Annotated in this window: 22 protein-coding genes, 1 tRNA gene and 1 pseudogene; 15 read left to right on the forward strand and 9 right to left on the reverse strand. The window is 66.5% G+C overall.

Going from position 1 to position 18,217, the window contains the following annotated elements; translation table 11 throughout:
- Positions 1-26: 26 nt before the first annotated feature.
- Positions 27-1,811 carry an aminodeoxychorismate synthase component I gene (gene pabB / locus AB2M62_RS17985; protein WP_404336023.1) on the reverse strand — a complete coding sequence of 595 codons (1,785 nt, stop codon included), beginning with the start codon at positions 1,809-1,811 and terminating at the stop codon, positions 27-29.
- Positions 1,812-1,890: 79 nt separating this feature from the next.
- Here pabB and AB2M62_RS17990 point away from each other — a divergent pair, with 79 nt between their 5' ends.
- Entirely contained in the window at positions 1,891-2,550 is a 660-nt protein-coding gene (locus AB2M62_RS17990; RefSeq protein ID WP_404336025.1) for an MBL fold metallo-hydrolase, read from the forward strand.
- Positions 2,551-2,553: 3 nt separating this feature from the next.
- Here AB2M62_RS17990 and AB2M62_RS17995 read toward each other — a convergent pair whose 3' ends face one another.
- Positions 2,554-2,952, reverse strand: coding sequence for an MAPEG family protein (locus AB2M62_RS17995; protein WP_404336027.1), 399 nt, complete (start codon positions 2,950-2,952; stop codon positions 2,554-2,556).
- A gap of 189 nt (positions 2,953-3,141) precedes the next feature.
- Here AB2M62_RS17995 and rpmF point away from each other — a divergent pair, with 189 nt between their 5' ends.
- The 5 genes from rpmF (at position 3,142) to AB2M62_RS18020 (ending at position 6,120) form a co-directional block, all read left to right on the forward strand.
- The gene (gene rpmF / locus AB2M62_RS18000; RefSeq protein ID WP_404336029.1) at positions 3,142-3,321 is read left to right on the forward strand and encodes a 50S ribosomal protein L32; all 180 of its coding nucleotides are present in this window, start codon (positions 3,142-3,144) and stop codon (positions 3,319-3,321) included.
- A gap of 38 nt (positions 3,322-3,359) precedes the next feature.
- Positions 3,360-4,391, forward strand: a complete 1,032-nt coding sequence (gene plsX / locus AB2M62_RS18005) for a phosphate acyltransferase PlsX (protein ID WP_404336031.1) — start codon at positions 3,360-3,362, stop codon at positions 4,389-4,391.
- On the forward strand, positions 4,388-5,359 hold the full coding sequence (locus tag AB2M62_RS18010; protein WP_404336033.1) for a beta-ketoacyl-ACP synthase III: 972 nt from the start codon (positions 4,388-4,390) through the stop codon (positions 5,357-5,359). Before plsX ends, AB2M62_RS18010 begins: the two co-directional genes overlap by 4 nt.
- A gap of 108 nt (positions 5,360-5,467) precedes the next feature.
- Positions 5,468-5,767, forward strand: a complete 300-nt coding sequence (locus AB2M62_RS18015) for an integration host factor subunit alpha (RefSeq protein ID WP_404336035.1) — start codon at positions 5,468-5,470, stop codon at positions 5,765-5,767.
- An 8-nt stretch (positions 5,768-5,775) separates the two neighbouring features.
- Positions 5,776-6,120, forward strand: coding sequence for a MerR family transcriptional regulator (locus AB2M62_RS18020; RefSeq protein WP_404336037.1), 345 nt, complete (start codon positions 5,776-5,778; stop codon positions 6,118-6,120).
- A 6-nt stretch (positions 6,121-6,126) separates the two neighbouring features.
- Here AB2M62_RS18020 and AB2M62_RS18025 read toward each other — a convergent pair whose 3' ends face one another.
- Entirely contained in the window at positions 6,127-6,660 is a 534-nt protein-coding gene (locus AB2M62_RS18025) for a SixA phosphatase family protein (protein ID WP_404336039.1), read from the reverse strand.
- 17 nt (positions 6,661-6,677) lie between these two features.
- Complete coding sequence (locus tag AB2M62_RS18030) at positions 6,678-9,380, reverse strand: ATP-dependent DNA helicase (protein WP_404336041.1); 2,703 nt, start codon at positions 9,378-9,380, stop codon at positions 6,678-6,680.
- 196 nt (positions 9,381-9,576) lie between these two features.
- Here AB2M62_RS18030 and AB2M62_RS18035 point away from each other — a divergent pair, with 196 nt between their 5' ends.
- The 4 genes and pseudogenes from AB2M62_RS18035 to AB2M62_RS18050 all read left to right on the forward strand — a co-directional run.
- Positions 9,577-9,915 (forward strand): ArsR/SmtB family transcription factor, encoded by a 339-nt coding sequence (locus tag AB2M62_RS18035; RefSeq protein WP_404336043.1) that lies wholly within the window; start codon positions 9,577-9,579, stop codon positions 9,913-9,915.
- Positions 9,912-10,325, forward strand: a complete 414-nt coding sequence (gene arsC / locus AB2M62_RS18040) for an arsenate reductase (glutaredoxin) (RefSeq protein WP_404336045.1) — start codon at positions 9,912-9,914, stop codon at positions 10,323-10,325. Before AB2M62_RS18035 ends, arsC begins: the two co-directional genes overlap by 4 nt.
- Positions 10,322-10,849, forward strand: a complete 528-nt coding sequence (locus AB2M62_RS18045) for a GNAT family N-acetyltransferase (RefSeq protein WP_404336047.1) — start codon at positions 10,322-10,324, stop codon at positions 10,847-10,849. Before arsC ends, AB2M62_RS18045 begins: the two co-directional genes overlap by 4 nt.
- Before the next feature lie 20 nt (positions 10,850-10,869).
- Positions 10,870-11,080 (forward strand): annotated as a pseudogene (locus AB2M62_RS18050) (arsenical-resistance protein); the annotation flags it as partial.
- A gap of 212 nt (positions 11,081-11,292) precedes the next feature.
- Here the strand turns inward: AB2M62_RS18050 and AB2M62_RS18055 are convergent.
- Both AB2M62_RS18055 and AB2M62_RS18060 read right to left on the reverse strand, forming a co-directional pair.
- Positions 11,293-11,366, reverse strand: a tRNA-Gln gene (locus AB2M62_RS18055).
- Between the two features lie 108 nt (positions 11,367-11,474).
- A complete protein-coding gene (locus tag AB2M62_RS18060; protein ID WP_404336048.1) occupies positions 11,475-11,639 on the reverse strand; it encodes a hypothetical protein in 165 nt (54 codons plus the stop codon).
- Between the two features lie 388 nt (positions 11,640-12,027).
- On the opposite strand from AB2M62_RS18060, the gene AB2M62_RS18065 reads away from it, so the two are divergent.
- The 3 genes from AB2M62_RS18065 (at position 12,028) to AB2M62_RS18075 (ending at position 14,109) form a co-directional block, all read left to right on the forward strand.
- Positions 12,028-13,062, forward strand: a complete 1,035-nt coding sequence (locus tag AB2M62_RS18065) for a Ppx/GppA family phosphatase (protein ID WP_404336050.1) — start codon at positions 12,028-12,030, stop codon at positions 13,060-13,062.
- A gap of 70 nt (positions 13,063-13,132) precedes the next feature.
- The gene (locus tag AB2M62_RS18070; protein WP_404336051.1) at positions 13,133-13,825 is read left to right on the forward strand and encodes an RlmE family RNA methyltransferase; all 693 of its coding nucleotides are present in this window, start codon (positions 13,133-13,135) and stop codon (positions 13,823-13,825) included.
- Positions 13,822-14,109: a hypothetical protein gene (locus tag AB2M62_RS18075; protein ID WP_404336053.1), complete on the forward strand. Its 288-nt coding sequence runs from the start codon at positions 13,822-13,824 to the stop codon at positions 14,107-14,109. Before AB2M62_RS18070 ends, AB2M62_RS18075 begins: the two co-directional genes overlap by 4 nt.
- Before the next feature lie 57 nt (positions 14,110-14,166).
- Here the strand turns inward: AB2M62_RS18075 and rpoZ are convergent, their stop codons facing one another.
- Positions 14,167-14,511 carry a DNA-directed RNA polymerase subunit omega gene (gene rpoZ, locus AB2M62_RS18080; RefSeq protein WP_404336054.1) on the reverse strand — a complete coding sequence of 115 codons (345 nt, stop codon included), beginning with the start codon at positions 14,509-14,511 and terminating at the stop codon, positions 14,167-14,169.
- A 214-nt stretch (positions 14,512-14,725) separates the two neighbouring features.
- On the opposite strand from rpoZ, the gene AB2M62_RS18085 reads away from it, so the two are divergent.
- A complete protein-coding gene (locus AB2M62_RS18085; RefSeq protein ID WP_404340015.1) occupies positions 14,726-15,913 on the forward strand; it encodes a phosphatidylserine/phosphatidylglycerophosphate/cardiolipin synthase family protein in 1,188 nt (395 codons plus the stop codon).
- Here AB2M62_RS18085 and AB2M62_RS18090 read toward each other — a convergent pair.
- Complete coding sequence (locus tag AB2M62_RS18090) at positions 15,888-16,376, reverse strand: PIN domain-containing protein (protein WP_404336056.1); 489 nt, start codon at positions 16,374-16,376, stop codon at positions 15,888-15,890. The genes AB2M62_RS18085 and AB2M62_RS18090 overlap by 26 nt on opposite strands.
- Positions 16,376-16,621 (reverse strand): type II toxin-antitoxin system Phd/YefM family antitoxin, encoded by a 246-nt coding sequence (locus AB2M62_RS18095; protein ID WP_404336057.1) that lies wholly within the window; start codon positions 16,619-16,621, stop codon positions 16,376-16,378. The genes AB2M62_RS18090 and AB2M62_RS18095 overlap by 1 nt, the downstream gene beginning before the upstream one ends.
- 226 nt (positions 16,622-16,847) lie before the next feature.
- Here AB2M62_RS18095 and AB2M62_RS18100 point away from each other — a divergent pair, with 226 nt between their 5' ends.
- Complete coding sequence (locus AB2M62_RS18100; protein WP_404336058.1) at positions 16,848-18,215, forward strand: cation:proton antiporter; 1,368 nt, start codon at positions 16,848-16,850, stop codon at positions 18,213-18,215.
- The last annotated feature ends 2 nt before the right edge of the window (positions 18,216-18,217 follow it).

The raw sequence follows: 18,217 nt of genomic DNA on the forward strand, positions 1-18,217 counted from the left end.
ACGCCTTTTCCGGAAGAGACGCGCGCCTATACGTCGCGATTCGAACTTTCCGCAACTGTAACGGCTGCAACCAGTCCGCGGACCGCGTTGCCGACGAAAAAGCCGTCCTGAAGGTCGTTCGGTCGAAGATCGCCCTCGATGGCGCGCCCGGTGTCGAGCAATTCGGCGCGCAGCACCCCTGGCAGCAGCCCGCGACTGAGCGGCGGCGTCACCAGTACGCCGTGCCGCTCGACAAAGACATTGGTGAAGCTACCCTCGGTGACGAAGCCGTCTTCGTCGAGGAGCACCACTTCCCAGGCGCCCGATTCCCTGCGCGCGCGATCATAAAAGTCGCGGCGGCTGATCTTGTGGCGCAGGCGAAAATCGTTTCGCGCAACTTCGCGCGGCGCCAGCGCGATGCGCACGGGCCCATCGGGATACTCGGGAAGCGGGCTGATCCCAATCGCGATCGCGCCGCTGCGCGACAGCAGCACGCGAACCTTGGCCGGGTCACGCAGTCGGAAGGTCGCGGCCTGAAGCTCGTTGCGCGCGGAATGCCGGTCGAACCTGAAATCGAAGGCGAGCGCGCTCGCCTTGACGCGGGCAAGGTGGCGTTCGAGCAGCGGCATCCCGTCTATGGGATCGAAGCGCATCGTCTCGATCAGGTCGAACGGCCGCTCGCCAGCGCTCACGAACGCGCCCTTGGCGAGGCATTCCTGCCATTCCTGCGCTGCTTCCGAATCGGCAACCACGCCCGATCCTAACCCGAGCAGCGCCGATTCGTCGCCTGGTTTCGCTCTGTCTATCGCCAGGGTGCGGATCGCGACGTTGAACATCGCATCGCCATTGGCATCGAGCCGCCCGATCGCGCCGGTATAGATGCCGCGCGCGCCCTGCTCGACTTCGGCGATGATCTGCATGGCGCGCACCTTGGGGGCGCCGGTGATCGATCCGCACGGGAACAGCGCGGCCAGCGCGTCGATCGCGTCGTGCTCCGGGACAAGCTCGGCGGTGATGCTCGACACCATCTGGTGCACGGTCGGATAGGCCTCGACTTCGAACAGCTGCGGAACGGCGACGCTTCCCGGTCGCGCGACGCGCGCGAGGTCGTTGCGCATTAAGTCAACGATCATCAGATTTTCGGCGCGCTGCTTGGGATCGGCGGCTAGATCGGCCGCGAGCGCTGCGTCGCGGTCCGGATCGGAATCGCGCAGCGCGGTGCCCTTCATCGGTCGCGCAGTGAGCTGGCCACCTTCGAGGCTGAAGAACAGCTCCGGCGAGAGGCTGAGCAACACGCCGTCGCCGGTATCGATCAGCGCGCCATATCCGGCGCGCGCTCGGCCGCGCAGCAGCGCATAGAGCGCCGCGGGATCACCGGCGAACGGCACGCTTGCTCTGAAGGTGAGGTTAGCCTGGTAGATGTCGCCGGCGGCAATCAGTTCGGCGACGCGGGCAAAGGCGACTCGATAGGCGGTTTCGTCGATCCGCGGCGTCGGCGTGCCGGCCCAGGCGCCCGCCGGATCGGGGAGTCGGCCCGGCACCGCGTCGGGCGCGATCGTTTCATAGTCCTCGAACAGCCCGAACCACAGCAAGCGGCCCTCGGGCGGATCGTCGCGCCACGCCGCCAACTCGAACGCCCCGCCCGCTTCATAATGCAGGAAGCCCGCGGCGTGCAGCCCGCGCGCGCGCGCGCCGCGCAGTCGATCGAGTGCAGGGCGGACCGCTTCGATGGTCGTCGCCTCGACGATTTCGACCGGACGGACATAGAGCCGCGCGGGCGCGCCGTTCGCGCGGGCATCGTCGAGGAGCACATAGGGGGCGGGGCCGGGCATCTGCGCCGCCGCATGGCGCCCCGCGCGCGCCAGGGCAAGCGATGTTGCCGCCGAAGGCCACGCCGCCTATCTCCGCTGGATGGCCAATCCCCCCTTGCGCGCTGCGATCGTCCCCGTCACGCCCCTCCAGCAGAATTGCACGCTGATCTGGTGCACCGAGACGATGCGCGGCGCCTTTATCGATCCCGGCGGCGACTTGCCCAAGCTGCGCGCGGCGCAGGCCCAGCTCGGCGTCACGATCGAGAAGATCCTGATCACCCATGGCCATATCGATCATTGCGGCGCGGCGGGCGAGTTCGCGCAGGAGCTCGGCGTGCCGATCGAGGGGCCCCATGAGGCCGATCGCTTCTGGATCGCGCGGCTGGAGGATGACGGCCGGCGCTATGGCGTGCGCGGGGCGCCGTTCGAGCCCGATCGCTGGCTGGTGGAGGGCGATCAGGTCACGCTCGGCAAGCTGACCCTCGACGTCTATCACTGCCCGGGCCACACGCCGGGACACGTGATCTTCCACCATGCCGAATTGAAGTTCGCGCAGGTCGGCGACGTGCTGTTCCAGGGATCGATCGGGCGCACCGACTTTCCCCTGAGCAATCACCAGGACCTGATCAATTCGATCGTCACCAAGCTCTGGCCGCTGGGCGGGGACACGGCGTTCGTTCCCGGCCACGGCCCGTCGAGCACCTTCGCGCATGAGCGGCGCACCAACCCGTTCGTCAGCGACGCCGCCCTCGCGGCCTGAGGCTCAGCGCAGCGGGTTGCCATATTGGGCGGCGAGCCAGATCGCGTAGATGCCGAGCCCGAGCAGGGTCAGCATCGTCGAGATGATTCCGATCTGCCGCCCGATGCGCCAGCCGTCCATGCCCAGCGCGTGCAGCAGCCGCCCGAACAGGAAGAGGGCGGCGACGATCCACAGCCAGAATTGCGAGCCCGCGCCGAATTCGATCAGCGCGATCAGCAGCAGCGCGATCGGCGCATATTCGGCGAAGTTGAGCTGCGCGCGCATCCGCGCGACCAGTTTCTGGTTGCCGCCATCGCCGACGAAGATCTTCTCCTTCAGGCGCAGCTGGCTGACGCGCACCCCCAGCCACAGGTTGATGATCGCGGCGGCGCCGGTAGTAGTGAGCGCGACGGGCAACAGCATTTGGATCAGTCTCCTTTGCGCGGCACCCTACACGGCCTTGCAACCTGAGCAAGAATTGGTATACGCGCGGCCTCGCTTCGTGACTTGCCTTATGGTCCGGCGAGCGCCGGCCCCGTCGTCGCTTGCCCGATTAGCCATGCGGGCGTATCGCGACTTTTGATTCACGGTTTTCGTAACAAAGGTGCCTAAATGGCCGTTCCTAAGAGAAAGACCTCGCCGTCGCGGCGTGGCATGCGCCGGGCGCACGATGCGCTCACCGTTGCGGCATTCCAGGAGTGCCCGAACTGCGGCGAACTCAAGCGTCCGCACAATCTGTGCACCGCTTGCGGCCATTATAACGGCCGCGAGATCACCTCGGTCGAGGGCTGAGCTCGCGCACTAAAAGGGGCGAACAGGGTCCTGCCGGCATGACGATCCCGATGCGAATCGCCGTCGACGCGATGGGCGGCGATGAAGGGATCGCGGTCATGCTGGCTGGCGCCGCCCGTGCGCGCCGTCGCTTCGAGGGGATGGAATTCATCCTTGTCGGCGACGAAGCGCGGATTCGCGCCGGTCTCGAAGGCCATCCCAATTTGGCGTCTGCGTCGGAGATCGTCCACGCGGAAGGCGTTGTCGCGTCCGATGAAAAGCCGAGCACTGCGATTCGTCGCGCCAAGAAGACCTCGATGGGAATCGCCATCGATCTGGTCAAACAGGGCAAGGCGGGCGCTGCGGTCTCTTCGGGCAATACCGGCGCGCTGATGGCGATGTCGAAGCTTGCGCTGCGCACGATGCCCGGGATCGATCGTCCCGCGCTCGCCGCCTTGCTGCCGACGCTGGGGGAAAACGACACGGTGATGCTCGATCTGGGCGCCAACACCGAAGTCGATGCGCGCAATCTCGTCCAGTTCGCCGTGATGGGCGCGGCCTATGCGCGAATCGCGCTCGATCTCGAACGGCCCCGTGTCGCACTCCTCAACATCGGCACCGAGGAGATGAAGGGTACCGAGAACATTCGCGATGCGGCTGCCGAGCTGCGCACCGCCAGCCATTTACGGCTCGATTTCACCGGCTTTATCGAGGGCAACAAGCTCTCGCGCGGCGAAGTCGACGTGATCGTGTGCGATGGCTTTGCGGGCAACATCGCCCTGAAGACGATCGAAGGCACGGCCCGCTTCGTCGCGGACCTGCTCAAGCGCGCCTTTTCCAGCTCGACGCGCTCGAAGATCGGCTTCCTGATCTCCAAACCGGCGACCGAGCTGCTGCGCACGCATCTCGATCCGAACAACCATAATGGCGCGGTCTTCCTCGGGCTCAACGGCATCGTCGTGAAGAGCCATGGCAGCGCCAACGAACTGGGCGTAGACACCGCGATCGGCTTCGCGGCCAAGCTGCTGCGCGACGATCTCAATCGGCGGATTGCCGAGGACATGGGTAAATTCGAGGCCAAGGCTGCGTGACACGTCGTTCGGTGATTCTGGGTACTGGTTCGTTCCTTCCTGCGCGGCGTGTTTCGAATGCTGAGTTGGCGCAGCGTGTCGACACCAGCGATGAGTGGATCGTCGAGCGCACCGGGATCCGTTTCCGCCACATCGCCGCCGCCGACGAGACGACGAGCACGCTCGCCACGGGCGCAGCGCGTGCCGCGCTCGAAGCGGCCGGGATCGACGCGACCGATATCGACCTGATTGTCCTCGCCACCGCGACGCCCGATCAGACCTTTCCGGCGACCGCGACTCGGGTGCAGACCGCGCTTGGCATCAACGATTGCGTTGCGTTCGACGTCGCTGCGGTCTGCTCGGGCTTCCTCTATGCGGTCCAGGTCGCCGATTCGATGATTCGCGCAGGCGCGCATACCCGCGCGCTGGTGATCGGTGCCGAGACCTTCAGTCGCATCCTCGACTGGGAAGATCGCGCAACGTGCGTGCTGTTCGGCGACGGCGCCGGTGCGATCGTCCTCGAGGCGCAGGAAAGCGACGAAACCAGCGGCCGCGGCATCCTGGCAACGCGCCTTCATGCCGATGGCCGCCACAACGACCTTCTCTATGTTGACGGCGGTCCATCGACCACCGGCACCGTCGGCAAGCTGCGCATGAAGGGCCGCGAGGTGTTTCGCCACGCCGTGGTCAATCTCGCCGCTGTGATGCAGGAATCGCTCGGCGCGGCGGGGCTCGTCTCGGAAGATGTCGACTGGGTGGTGCCACACCAGGCCAACGCCCGCATTCTCGATGCCACCGCGCGCAAGCTCGGCCTGCCCCCCGAGAAAGTAATCGTTACGGTTGACGAACATGCCAATACCTCGGCCGCTTCGGTGCCGCTGGCGCTCGACACCGCGGTCCGCGACGGGCGGATCAAGCGCGGCGATCTCCTCGTTCTCGAAGCGATGGGCGGCGGTTTTACCTGGGGTGCAGCCGTCGTTCGTTTCTGATACAAGTCAATGCGATCGCCGAGGTTGTTCGCTTCTGCAATGTGATTTGCGGGATCGTGACAATCTGCTAGGATCAACACAGATTAAGACACCGGGGGTACCGCGAACATGCCTGTAGCGGGCACGCTGACCAGGGCCGATCTGGCTGAATCACTGCACCGTGAGGTTGGGCTCTCGCGCGCCGATGCGTCGCGTCTGGTCGAGCAGATTCTCCAGCATATGTGCGAGGCGCTCTCCAAGGGGGAGAATGTCAAGATTTCCGGCTTCGGCAGCTTCATCCTGCGCGACAAGGGCGAGCGGGTCGGCCGCAATCCCAAGACCGGCGTCGAAGTTCCCATCGCGCCCCGGCGCGTCCTCACCTTTAGAGCCAGCCAGATGATGCGCGATCGCATCGTGGCGGGCGACTGAGGGGCGATATGCCACCCGCGGAGAAGGCGGCCGGCGCCCTCCGCACGATCGGTGAGCTTGCCCTCGAAATTGGGCGCCCCCAGCATATCCTTCGCTATTGGGAAACGCGGTTTCCCCAGCTGCGCCCGCTGACGCGCGCGGGCAATCGCCGATATTATCGGCCCGAAGACGTCGCGCTGGTGCAGCGCATCCATCACCTGCTGAGCCAGGAAGGCTATACGATCCGCGGCGTGCAAAAGCTGCTGGCGGAAGAAAAGGCGCCCCGCGTTCCGCGTGCGCCCAAAAGCAGTGCCGAAGGCTTTCGCGCGATTCGCGACGCCCTGATCCAGGCGCTCGACGACGATCTACGCTGAGGCGCGCTAGGGCGTATCGGGGCCTAGGCTAGGATCGAGGTCCCGTGGTCGAACGAATCGCGACAGTTGCGCGGTGCCGGGCTCGACCGCGTCCCATCCCCCTTCGAACCGCAGTTCGGCGAGGCTGGCAGTGGGGAATTTGAGCTCGACCTCGTCGCGTAGTGCCCCGCCATCGACCGCCAGCAGCAACACCAGTTCCTCGAGGCCCGGATTGTGTCCGCTCAGCAGCACGCTTTCGGCCGCGTCGGGCAGCGCGTGCACCAGATCGAGCAGCGTCGCCGCCGAGGCGAGATAGAGCCGCTTGTCCCAATGCGGCGCCAGTTCGCTGCCATAGCCGCTGCTGACATGGTTGAGCGTTTCGACCACGCGCGCGGCGGGCGAGGCAAGAACATAGTCGAACGCCAAACCCTCGCTCTTGAGATACCGCCCCATCATCGCCGCAGCGCGCTGACCCTTGGGGTTCAACGGGCGATCGAAATCGCGCGAAACAGGATCGTCCCAGCCGGATTTGGCGTGGCGCAGCAGCGTGAGCGTCTTCATGGCTCCCCGGGGGCAGATCAGGTGGCGGGGGCCTCATGCCGCATGCGCGCCGACAAGGGAAGCCGTACGCGCTCGACAGCGTCGTCCAGTGTCACTCGCGCCACCGGAGTCCCCGCCGGAAATGCGTCGAGCAGCCGCGACGGGCTGGCGGCGGAGAGCAGCACGAAGGTGCCGCGATCGTCGGCGCGGCGAATCAGCCGGCCGAAAGCCTGGGCCAGCCGCGCGCGAACGATGCGATCGTCATAGCCGGTGCCGCCGCCAGCGAGCCGCCGCGCGGCGTGGAGCACGGTCGGCTTGGGCCAGGGCACGCCCTCCATCACCACCATGCGCAGCGATTCGCCTGGCACGTCGACGCCGTCGCGCAGCGCGTCGGTGCCGAGCAGCGACGCGCGCGGATCATCGCGGAAGATATCGACAAGCGTGCCGGTATCGATCGGATCGACATGCTGCGCGAGCAGCGGCAGCCCCTCGCGTGCCAGACGGTCGGCGACGCGGGCATGGACGGCGCGCAGCCGGCGAATCGCAGTGAACAGCCCCAGGGTGCCGCCGCCTGCCGCGACGATCAGCCGCGCATAGGCGTTGGCGAGCGCCGCGAGGTCGCCGCGCTTGACGTCAGTGACGATCAACACTTCGGCCTGGCCGGCATAGTCGAACGGGCTGACCGCTTCGAACCGCTGCGCCGGGCGCAGAAGATGCACCGCGCCCGATCGCGCCTCGGCGACGTCCCAGTCGCCGCCGGCACGCAGCGTCGCCGACGTTACCAGCGCGCCGTGCGCCGGCTTGAGCACGGTTTCGGCAAAGGGCTTGGACGGATCGAGCCAATGCCGGTGGAGCCCGACATCGTATTCGCGTCCCTCGGCGCGGTCGACCGCGAGCCAGTCGACGAACTCCGGATCCGCCGGGCCGCCGATTCGCGCGATCAGCGCGAGCCAGGCACCCACCGTTTCGGTGCGCCACCCCAGCGACGCGATCGCGCCTTCGATTCGCGCCCGTGCGGGTCCATCCAGCCAGTCGGGCGCCTCGGCGAGCACCGCTTCGAGGCGTCGCCCGATCTTGACCATCGGCCGCACCAGCGCGTCGAGCGCCGCGCCTGCCGGTCCCGCGGCTTCGACCAGCGTGCCGTCGGGCTCTGCGAATTCGGTTTCCAGGCCGTAGCCCGCGTCGCCCGATCCGTTGGTGTCGCGCGCATAGACCAGCCCGCGCACTGCCGCGAGCAGCGCCTCGACCGGGCCGAAGGGATCGCCTTCGCTCAGCCGCTGGAGCCAGCCGTCGCTCGGCAGTGCGCGCGCGGCGTCGACTGCCTCGGCGATCGCCCGGCCGCCTTCCTCGTCATAGCTGGCGACGTCGGACAGCCGCGCCGCGAGTCCGCGGCGCCGGCCGCGCGACCCCGCTTCGGGGCCGGTGATCCAGCGCCGAATCTCGATCGCCTCCTGCCCGGTCAGTGCAGTGGAGAACATCGCGTCGGCGGCGTCGAACAGGTGATGGCCCTCGTCGAACACATAGCGCGTCGGCCGAGTGGTGGTTTCGCGCCCGCGCGCCGCGTTGACCATCACCAGCGCATGGTTGGCAATGACGATATCGGCCTCGGCGCTTGCGCGCGCCGCCCGCTCGATGAAGCATTTCCGGTAATGCGGGCAGCCGGCATAGATGCATTCGCCGCGCCGATCGGTCAGCGCCGTCGATCCGTTGCGGCGGAACAGCGTCGGCAGCCAGCCGGGCAGGTCGCCACCGACCATGTCGCCATCGGCGGTATAGGCCGCCCAGCGCGCGACCAACTGGGCAAGGATCGCTGCGCGCCCGGCAAAGCCGCCTTGCAGCGCGTCTTCGAGATTGAGCAGGCAAACATAGTTTTCGCGCCCCTTGCGCGTGACGATCCGGCGCTTGCGCTCGGCGGGATCGGCAACCAGCCGTTCGCCTTCATGGGCAAGCTGCCGCTGGAGCGCCTTGGTGAAGGTGGACACCCACACCGCGCCTTCGGCCTGCTCGGCCCAGAGCGAGGCCGGGGCGAGGTAGCCCAGGGTCTTGCCGATTCCGGTGCCGGCTTCGGCAAGCACGAGATTGGGCGAATCGCGCACGTCGCGCGGCGAAAAGGCCTGGGCGGCGGCGGCGGCATAGTCGCGCTGGCCCTGGCGGCGCTCGGCGGCGCTGCCGGTGAGCCGCGCGAGCCTGTCGGCGACATCGGCATCGGCGAGCGCGATGGTGCGCGGCGCGGGGCGCGGCGGGCGCTCGTCCCATTCGGGCAGCCTGGAGAACAGCCAGCGCTCGGCCTGGGCGGGCTTGGTGATTCGCGCGCTGAGCGCCGGCGCCCACGGCCAGCGCAGCCGGAACAGCGATTGCACCGAATTCCACGCGCCTTCGCGCTCGGGCCAATCGCCTTTGGGGATCGCCAACAGCGCCTCGGCTGCCTGCCGCAGGAACCCTGCCACTTCGGCATCGCTCTCGGGCACGGCGAGCCCGGTGGCGCGCGCCAGGCCCTTGGGCGTCGGCACCATGAAGCGCGCCGGGCGCAGCAGCGCGAAGAGCTCGAGCAGGTCGAGCCCCGAAAGCTCGGGATGCCCCAGCCGCTGGCCAATCAGCGGCGCGTTGAGCACGATCACCGGGGTGTCGGCAGCGAAGCGAATCGCCTCGCCCCGGCTCACCGCGCGCGTTTCCTCCGCGGTGGCGACCCAGATGCCGCCATGGCTCGCGTGCAGCGCCGGGTAGGGTAGGTCGGGGGCCATTACGAGCGTCAACGTACGCGATATGTTCCCATCGCTCAAGGTCGGCGGCGGCGTGCAACGCGCTTAATGATATGATATTACGGGTATAGTCGTAGCAAATCCACCTTGGAGGGAGGCTAGCGTGGCGGAACTTGGGTTTGCTGGGCGACCAGGCCGGTCTGCGCCGGCCGGCACGCCGATGGAGGCAGGCGCGGCTGTGGCGGCGTTGTCCGCCCTCGCCCATCCAGGGCGGCTCGATGTTTTCCGGCTGCTCGTCCGGGCGGGCGAAGAAGGCATGGCTTCCGGTGCGATCGCGCGCATGACCGGTCACGTGCCGCAGACCCTGTCGGGCAATTTAACGATCCTCGGCCATGCCGGCCTAGTCTCGTCCCGCCGCGACGGCCGCTCGATCATCTATACGGCGGCGTATAGACATATGAGCAGCCTGCTCGCTTTCCTCATGGAGGATTGCTGCGCGGGGAACGCGGAAATCTGCGCGCCGCTCGCGGATGTCGTGACGAAAGCGGCCTGCTGCCAGACCGGAGCGATGCTGTGACCGACATCATCATCTATCATAACCCGGCCTGTGGAACGTCGCGCAACACGCTGGCGATGATCCGCAATTCAGGGATCGAGCCGCATGTCGTGGAGTATCTCAAGTCTCCGCCGTCGCGGGCGATGCTCATCTTGCTGATCGCGCGCCTGGGTCTTAGCCCTCGCGCCTTGCTTCGCGAGAAGGGCACGCCCTTCGCCGAACTCGGCCTCGCCGATCCGGCGCTCGGCGACGATCACCTCATCGATGCGATGATGGATCATCCGATCCTGATCAATCGGCCGATCGTGGTCTCACCGCTGGGCGTCAAGCTATGCCGACCGTCCGAGGCCGTGCTGGACTTGCTGGACGCGACGCAGCGCATCCCTTTCTTCAAAGAAGACGGGCAGATCGTGGGAGAAGCGACCCAATGACCATCTCGATCCGCCCTGTCGTGCCAGAAGATGCCGCCGTCATCGCCGACATCTACGCGCACCACGTGCTGCACGGCACTGCGACCTATGAGATGGTGCCGCCATCGGCCGCGGCCATGCGCGCGAAGATCGAACACATCGCCGCGAAGGGATGGCCGTTCCTCGTGGCCCATCGGGGCGAGAAAGTCCTCGGCTATTGCTACGCGACGCAGTTCCGCGATCGCCCGGCCTACGCCTTTGCCTGCGAGGACAGTATCTACGTCTCGGCCGACCAAGCGCGACTAGGAATCGGCCGCGCGCTGCTTGGCGCATTGCTGGCAGCGGCGACGGCAAAGGGGTTCAGGCAGATGGTCGCTGTCATCGGTGGCGGCGAGCCGGCCTCGGTCGCGCTCCATGCCGCTTTGGGCTTCGAACATGCCGGCCGGCTTTCCGCGATGGGCTGGAAGGCCGGTAGGTGGCTGGACAGCGTCTACATGCAGATCGCGCTGGGGGAGGGCTCTTCTACCGACCCGGCAAGCCATTGAGCGTCGCCGCGAACGCCGCGATGCGTGGCTTAGAGCGGTTTCTAAGTCTTTGGTCGCGCTGTGCATTGTTGTCGGGATCGTACTTATGCGCTGCCCGGACTTTTAGCGGCGATCGCCGCGGCGGAAGTTGCGCAGGTCAATCTCGCGGTCGCGGCGCTGATCTGGCTGATGATCATCCCGATGCTGCTGAAGATCGATCTGACCGCACTCGGCTCGGTCAGACCGAACTGGTGTGCCTGACCGTGCTCATGCGGGCGCACGCGGACCAGTTCGTCGACCGCTATTCCCAGCCGAAGGCCGCCGGATTGCGGATCGACGCTGCGGCCCGACTGGCCGCAAACACGCGCGCGCGGGGCGACCACGCCTGGCCAGCACCTAAGGGAAACAAGCGATTCCGCTAGCATCGAGACGAAGTGCTAGGTCGCTGATGTCAAAGAAGAAACTGGATGCCCCGTGAGGATTCGAACCTCAATTGACGGAGTCAGAGTCCGTAGTCTTACCTTTAGACGACGGGGCACCGGAGGGGGCCGTCTAATCGGCGGAAATCTGCGGGTCAAGGCCCCACGCGCGGGGGCGGTGCGACAAGATTATGTCGCACGTGCGACATAAATCAGCGACTCGGAGATTAGGCCTCACCCTGCGCCTCGCGCTGCTGCTCGGCATACCAGTGGCGCAGCATCGTCGCGACGCAGGTGCAGGCGGCGGCGGTGTCGCCGGGGCGTGTAGGTGTCGAGGATCGACTTCTTGCCGAGGACGGCGTGGCGCTCAGCGCGGTGATCTGGGCCGGCAAGGCGCCGTCGTTCCTGCGGGTGGAGCCTACCCGGCAAACGGCATCAATCTTGTCGGCTAGTGGCCGCTTCCGGCGAACGGCACCGGCAGCTTCGGCCCTTGGCGCGCCAACCTCTGAGCGCTGCGACACGGGTGGTTCAAACCGCGGTGTCGCACCGTTCTTGCAGATAAGTGATTGATTTCACAGCGTCGTCGTTAAGCTTACCGTTTAGCCGAAGAGGGCGGGGGGTCGGGGCCCGGCTTTCGGTGTGTCAACGCCTGTTGCGGGTGGGTTGCTTGCTCTGGGTGTCGGGCTGGTCTAGCGTTGCGCCCAAGCACCGGCGACCGATGATCGGCCGTGACGGATCAGAACATAAGCGAGTGATGCGATGGGGGATGGCTCCGCCAGAATGCCCCGCGGCAAAGATAGCGGGTCTGCCCGTCCTGCGCCCAAGCCGCCGGCCGAGCGCCGACCGCGGCCGCGCTGGCCCGAATCGCGGCATTATGCCGCGCTCGATCTGGGTACCAACAACTGCCGGCTGCTGATCGCGAGGCCGCAAGGCGGCGGGTTCACCGTCGTCGACGCCTTTTCGCGTATCGTCCGGCTGGGCGAGGGGCTGGCCACTACCGGCAAGCTCTCCGATGCGGCGATCGAACGCACGTTGGCCGCGCTGCGCATCTGTGCCGAGAAGCTCAAGCGCCGCAACGTCGCGCTCGCCCGCTCGGTCGCGACCGAAGCATGCCGTCAGGCATCGAACGGATCGGAGTTCATCGAGCGCGTCTATCGCGAGACCGGGATCGCCCTCGACATCATCACTGCGGAGGAAGAGGCCAGGCTCGCCGTGCTCGGCTGTCACGCACTGCTCGAGCCCGGCGATGGCCCAGCGCTGGTGTTCGACATCGGCGGTGGTTCGACCGAACTGGTGCTGGTCAATTCGAGCGCGCCGGTGCCGCGCATCCTCGACTGGCATAGCGCGCCCTGGGGGGTGGTTTCGCTCACCGAGGCCGCGGGGCTCGCCGACGGTGCCGACCGGGGCGCCGCCGTCTATGCCGATATGCGCGCGCGGGTCGCCAAAAGCTTCGCCCCGTTCGTCTCGCGCCTGACGCCGCCCGCCGGCACGCCGCGGCTGCTCGGCACCAGCGGCACGGTGACGACGCTGGCCAGCGTCCATCTCGGGCTAGCGAGCTATGATCGCTCGGTTGTCGACGGGCTGATCGTCCCTGCCGCGGCGATGCGGGGGGTCAGCGCCGGGATTGCGCGGATGAGCATGGCCGAGCGCGCGCAGGTCCCGTGCATCGGCAACGAGCGCGCCGACCTGGTCGTCGCGGGCTGTGCGATTCTCGAGACGATCCTCGATTTCTGGCCCGCCGAACGGCTGGGCATCGCCGATCGGGGGATTCGAGAGGGCATCCTGCGGCGGCTGATCGGCGGGGCTTCGCTATGATCGCGGTTGACGCGGGAAGGCGGCTCGCCCAGGCGGCAGAGATGATTTTTCCTTCGATCGAGCAACGCGCATGAGCCGGGGCGGCGGGCGCGGCTTCACCCGCGTGCGGACCGCGCGCGGACGCACCGCGCAATCGCAGCGCTGGCTCGAACGCCAGCTCAACGATCCCTATGTCAAGCGCGCCAAGGCCGAGGGCTATCGCAGCCGCGCAGCCTATAAGCTGATCGAACTCGACGAGAAATTCGGCTTTCTGAAGAGCGCCAAGCGGGTGATCGATCTCGGCATTGCGCCGGGCGGCTGGACCCAGGTCGTGCGCAAGCAGCTGCCCAAGGCGGCAGTGGTCGGGATCGACTTGCTGCCGGTCGATCCGATCGAAGGCGCGACGATCTTCCAGATGGATTTCATGGACGATGCGGCCCCCGAACGACTGATCGAGGCGCTGGGCGGCGCGCCCGACCTGATCCTGTCCGACATGGCGGCGAACACGGTGGGGCATCCGCAGACCGACGCGCTGCGCACTATGGGCCTGGTTGAGACCGCGCTCGATTTTGCGATCCAGACGCTCGCGCCCGGCGGAGCATTTGTCGGCAAGGTCTTCGCCGGCGGCGCCGATTCGCAGCTGGTCGCCGAAATGAAACGGAATTTCGCCACCGTGAAGCACGCCAAGCCGCCGGCAAGCCGCAAGGGCTCGGTCGAGTGGTTCGTCGTGGCGCAGGGCTTCAAGGGGCGCGCCGCAGCTCCGGAGGCTCCGGCCGGGGAATGATCGTCTCGCTGCTCTGGTGTGCGGTGATCGCGCTGCTCGGGCTCAAGGTGATCGCAACGCTGATTCTTCTTCGCCGCCCGCCGGCGGCGCGCATTGCCGGGCGGCATGGTCTGTGGCTGTGGTGGTCGACCAAGATCACGCCGATCGTTGCCGTCCCCTGCTTGATCGCGATCGCAGCGATGGAGCGGGATCGCGCAAGCCTCTGGGTGTTTTCGCTGCTGATGCTGTTCGTTCTCGTGGCGGTGCCGATCGTCGTCTGGCGGCGTTTCGGTCGTGCCGGATAAGCAAAAAGGGCCGGAGTTGCCTCCAGCCCTTTCGAAAATCATCCAAACGCCCGCGGCTCAGCCGTCGTAGTCGGCACCCAGATTCTGGTTGCGCGGCGGCGCAGCGGCGGTGAGGCGGAGTGCCTCGGCCGATGCGGCGATCGAGCCGATCTCGTCGGGAGCTTCCTCGTCGTCAACCTGGACGCGCTGAAGGCTCGACACGACCAATTCCTCGAGATGCGCGGGGCGCACGGTTTCTTCGGCGATCTCGCGCAGCGCGACGACCGGGTTCTTATCGCGGTCGCGGTCGATCGTGAGATCGGCACCGCCCGAGATCTGCCGTGCGCGCTGTGCTGCGAACAGCACAAGGTCGAAACGGTTGGGGATCTTGTCGACGCAATCCTCGACAGTGACGCGCGCCATCTACGCTTCCTTGGATTAAAGGTGTCCGGGAAAGGGGGCGATCTAGGGCCCGGGGGCTGCAATGTCAAGAAAATCGCCTGGACGACCCCGGCACCCGTGAACCCAAGTCTGCCCTGAGGGTTGAGCGTTCCTGATGCGTTACGAAGGGAACCCCATGCCGCCTTTCGCTCCCGAGACAGTTGCGCCGGTCCGCACGACGCCGCATGACGATGCCATGGTAGCGCCCCGTCAGCCCAGTTTCACGGTCGATGGGAGCCGCCTGACGATGCTACCTGACGGTCCGGAACGGCTCGAACAATTGCTGGGGCTGATCAATTCGTCCGAGCGCACGCTGCGCGTGCTCTATTATATCTATGTCGATGACGAGGCCGGCCTGGCCGTTCGCGACGGGCTGATCCGTGCGGCGGCGCGCGGCGTCGACGTGCATCTGATCGTCGACGGACTGGGCAGCGAGCATGCCGAGGGACGCAATTTCTTCGATCCGCTGCGGGAGGCCGGGGTCGGCGTGTGCCGTTTCGTGCCGCGCTGGGGCCGACGCTATCTGTTGCGCAACCACCAGAAACTCGCGCTCGCCGACGAGGAGCGCGTGATCATTGGCGGGTTCAACATAGAGGACGATTATTTCGGGACCCGCGCCGAAAATGCCTGGCGCGACTTGGGATTGCTGGTCGAGGGGCCGGCGGCGGCGCGGCTGGTCGGCTATTTCGATGCATTGTCGGCCTGGGCCAAGCGCGAGCGCGCGTCGATGCGTTCGCTCGGTCGGACGCTGCGTGCGTGGAGCGAGCCCGAGGGGGCGACCCGGTGGCTGCTCGGCGGTCCGATGCGTCGACTGTCGCCCTGGGCGCGCGTGGTCAAACGCGACATGGAGCGTTCGAAACGGATCGACCTGATCGCCGCCTATTTTGCCCCCAATCCGGCGATGCTGCGCCGACTCGACAAAGTCGGCAAGCGCGGCCGGGTGCGGCTGGTGCTGCCCTCGAAGCTCGATCACGGCGCCGCCATATGGGCGGCGCGATTCACCTATGCGGGCCTGCTGCGCAAGAAGGTGCAGATCTACGAATATCAGCCGACCAAGCTGCATACCAAGCTCTTCGTGATCGACGATGTCGTCCATATCGGCTCGGCCAATTTCGATATCCGCAGCATGTTCCTGAATCTGGAGCTGATGCTGCGCATCGAGGACAAGGCGTTTGCGGCGCATGTCCGCGGCTATGTCGAGGGCGAGATCGCGCAATCGGAGCAGATCACGCCCGACGTCTACAAGGCGCGGACCGGGCCCTGGACCCGGCTCAAGCAGCTTGCGGCCTATTTCGTCATGGCGGTGCTCGATTATAACGTTACGCGTGGACTTAATTTCGGTCCGCGACGCCGCGTCTCTAGCCGCGCACGAACAGATTCCTGAACCACAGCGAGCCGCCGCGTGAGGCCTCGCTCCAGTCACTAGCCTCGTCGGGGGTGTAGCCCCAGGGATTGAAGACCTTGATCCGCGCGCTGCGGAATGCCGCAGTGTCGCGCGTGACCAGCGTCAGGCCATGCTCCGCAGCGGTTGCCGCGAGTAGGGCGTCGCGCGGATCGGCGAGCGCAAGCTTGGCGCGGCGCCGCGCGACTGCCGCGTCGATTGCCAGGATCCGTCCCTCGAACGCGCGCGGCACCTGCTGATCGACCCATGCGCTCAAAGCTGCGCCAGCCGCTTTGTCCTTTCGTGCGATCCGCGCCGCCGTAGTGTCGAGTTCGATCACGCTCAGTGCGGAGAGAAAGAGCTGCTGGCGCGGCACGCCGGCAGCCCAGGCCGAAAGCCCGGCATCGGTGCGCCCCGCCTTAGCGCCGCGCAGCGCGAAGACGATCGGGGTGTCGAGCAGATACATCAGTTAGGTACGCCGCGATCCCAGGCGGCGGTGCGATCGGCTTCGCTCTCGGGATCGACGCGCGCCTCGATCGCCAGCAGGTCGACGATCGATTCGGCGTGGGCGGTCAACTGGCGGAAGGTATCGACGCTCATCAACACATGTGTCGTGCGCCCGCGATCGGTGATGAACACCGGCTCGCTGCGGGCGAATCGCTTGGCGGCGCTGACATCCTGATTGAACGCACGGCTCGTCACGACCTTCATTCGGACCTCCCCCACCGGCCCCCCGCCGTCACAACAGACTACGTTGTCATGTAGGTACATTACTACAATGTGATGCTGTGGCAACACAAGCGGCGCTACCCCCGAAAATCGACCCTTGTGCAGGTTCGGACGCGCGATTTCGGCTTGCGCCCGGACACGCGGAAACGCTCCTTGCACGCCAGAAGCGTCGCCAAGGCGCTCGTGTCGAGAGGTTGGGGAAGGTTTGATGATCGATTTGTGGACCGACGCAGTGCGTGCGCTGGGCGACATATTGTCGCCGCATGGGCCCGCGGTGAATGCCGCGAAAAGTTATGCGCCGTCCGATTTCAGTATCCATTTCTTCCTGCAGCTCGCGGTGATCATCTTCGTTTGCCGGGTTGTCGGCTGGCTCGGCAAAAAGCTGCTCGGCCAGCCCCAGGTGGTTGGCGAGATGATCGCCGGCGTGGTGCTCGGGCCCTCGTTATTCGGGCTGCTCTTCCCCGATCTCCAGCTCGCCGTCTTCCCGAAGGAAACCCGCAACGTCCTCTATGTCGGCGCGCAGCTCGGCGTCGGGCTGTATATGTTCATGGTCGGCCTGACGTTGCGGCTCGATCATTTCGCGACCAAGGCGAAGAGCGCCGCGGGCGTTTCCGCCGCAGGTATCGTCGCCCCATTTCTGCTCGCGGTGCTGATCACGCCTTTCCTGCTCACCGTGCCCGGGTTGTTCGCGCCGGGGATCAGCCAGTCGAACGCAACGCTGTTCATGGGCGCGTGCATCGCATTGACGGCCTTTCCGATGCTTGCCCGGATCATCAACGAGCGCGGGCTCGCCAATTCGTCGCTCGGCACGCTGTCGCTCACCGCCGGCGCGTTCGACGACGCCGCGTCGTGGTGTGCGCTCGCGCTGGTTCTCGCGACCTTCGGTGCCGGCCCTGGCGTCGCGGTGATCGCGATCGGCGGGGCGGTGCTCTACGCCACCTTCATGCTGCTGTGGGGCCGCAAGCTGCTTGCGCCGCTGGGCCGCGCCGTCGAGGCTAAAGGTGAGATGAGCAGCCAGGTGCTGGCGATCACCATGCTGCTCTTCTGCCTGTCGGCGTTCCTGATGGACGCGATCGGCATCCATGCGATCTTCGGCGGCTTCCTGATCGGCGTGTGCATGCCGCGCGGGCTGTTCGTCGAAGAGCTCAAGAAGAAGGTCGAGCCGCTTGCCGTCGTCCTGCTGCTGCCGATGTTCTTCACCTATTCCGGGCTCAACACCCGGATGGACATGGTCAATTCACCGGAGCTGCTTCTGATCGCGCTGGGCATTCTCGCTGTCTCGGTGCTCGCCAAGTTCGGCGCCTGCTGGGCGGCGGCGCGGATCGCAGGCGAGAACAATCGCACGGCGCTCGGCATCGGCGCGCTGATGAATTCGCGCGGACTGATGGAGCTGATCATCATCAATATCGGGCTGCAAAAGGGGATTATCGGCCCAACCCTGTTCTCGATGCTGGTGTTGATGGCGATCATCACCACGGTGATGGCGACGCCGCTGTTTGAGCTGGTCTATGGCCGCAAGGCGCGCGAGACCGGCGAACTCGACGCGCTGCCGGGGACGCTCGTCCCGGCCGAGTAAGC

It is taken from the genome of Sphingomonas sp. MMS12-HWE2-04 (assembly GCF_044881185.1).
Lineage (GTDB): Bacteria > Pseudomonadota > Alphaproteobacteria > Sphingomonadales > Sphingomonadaceae > Sphingomonas.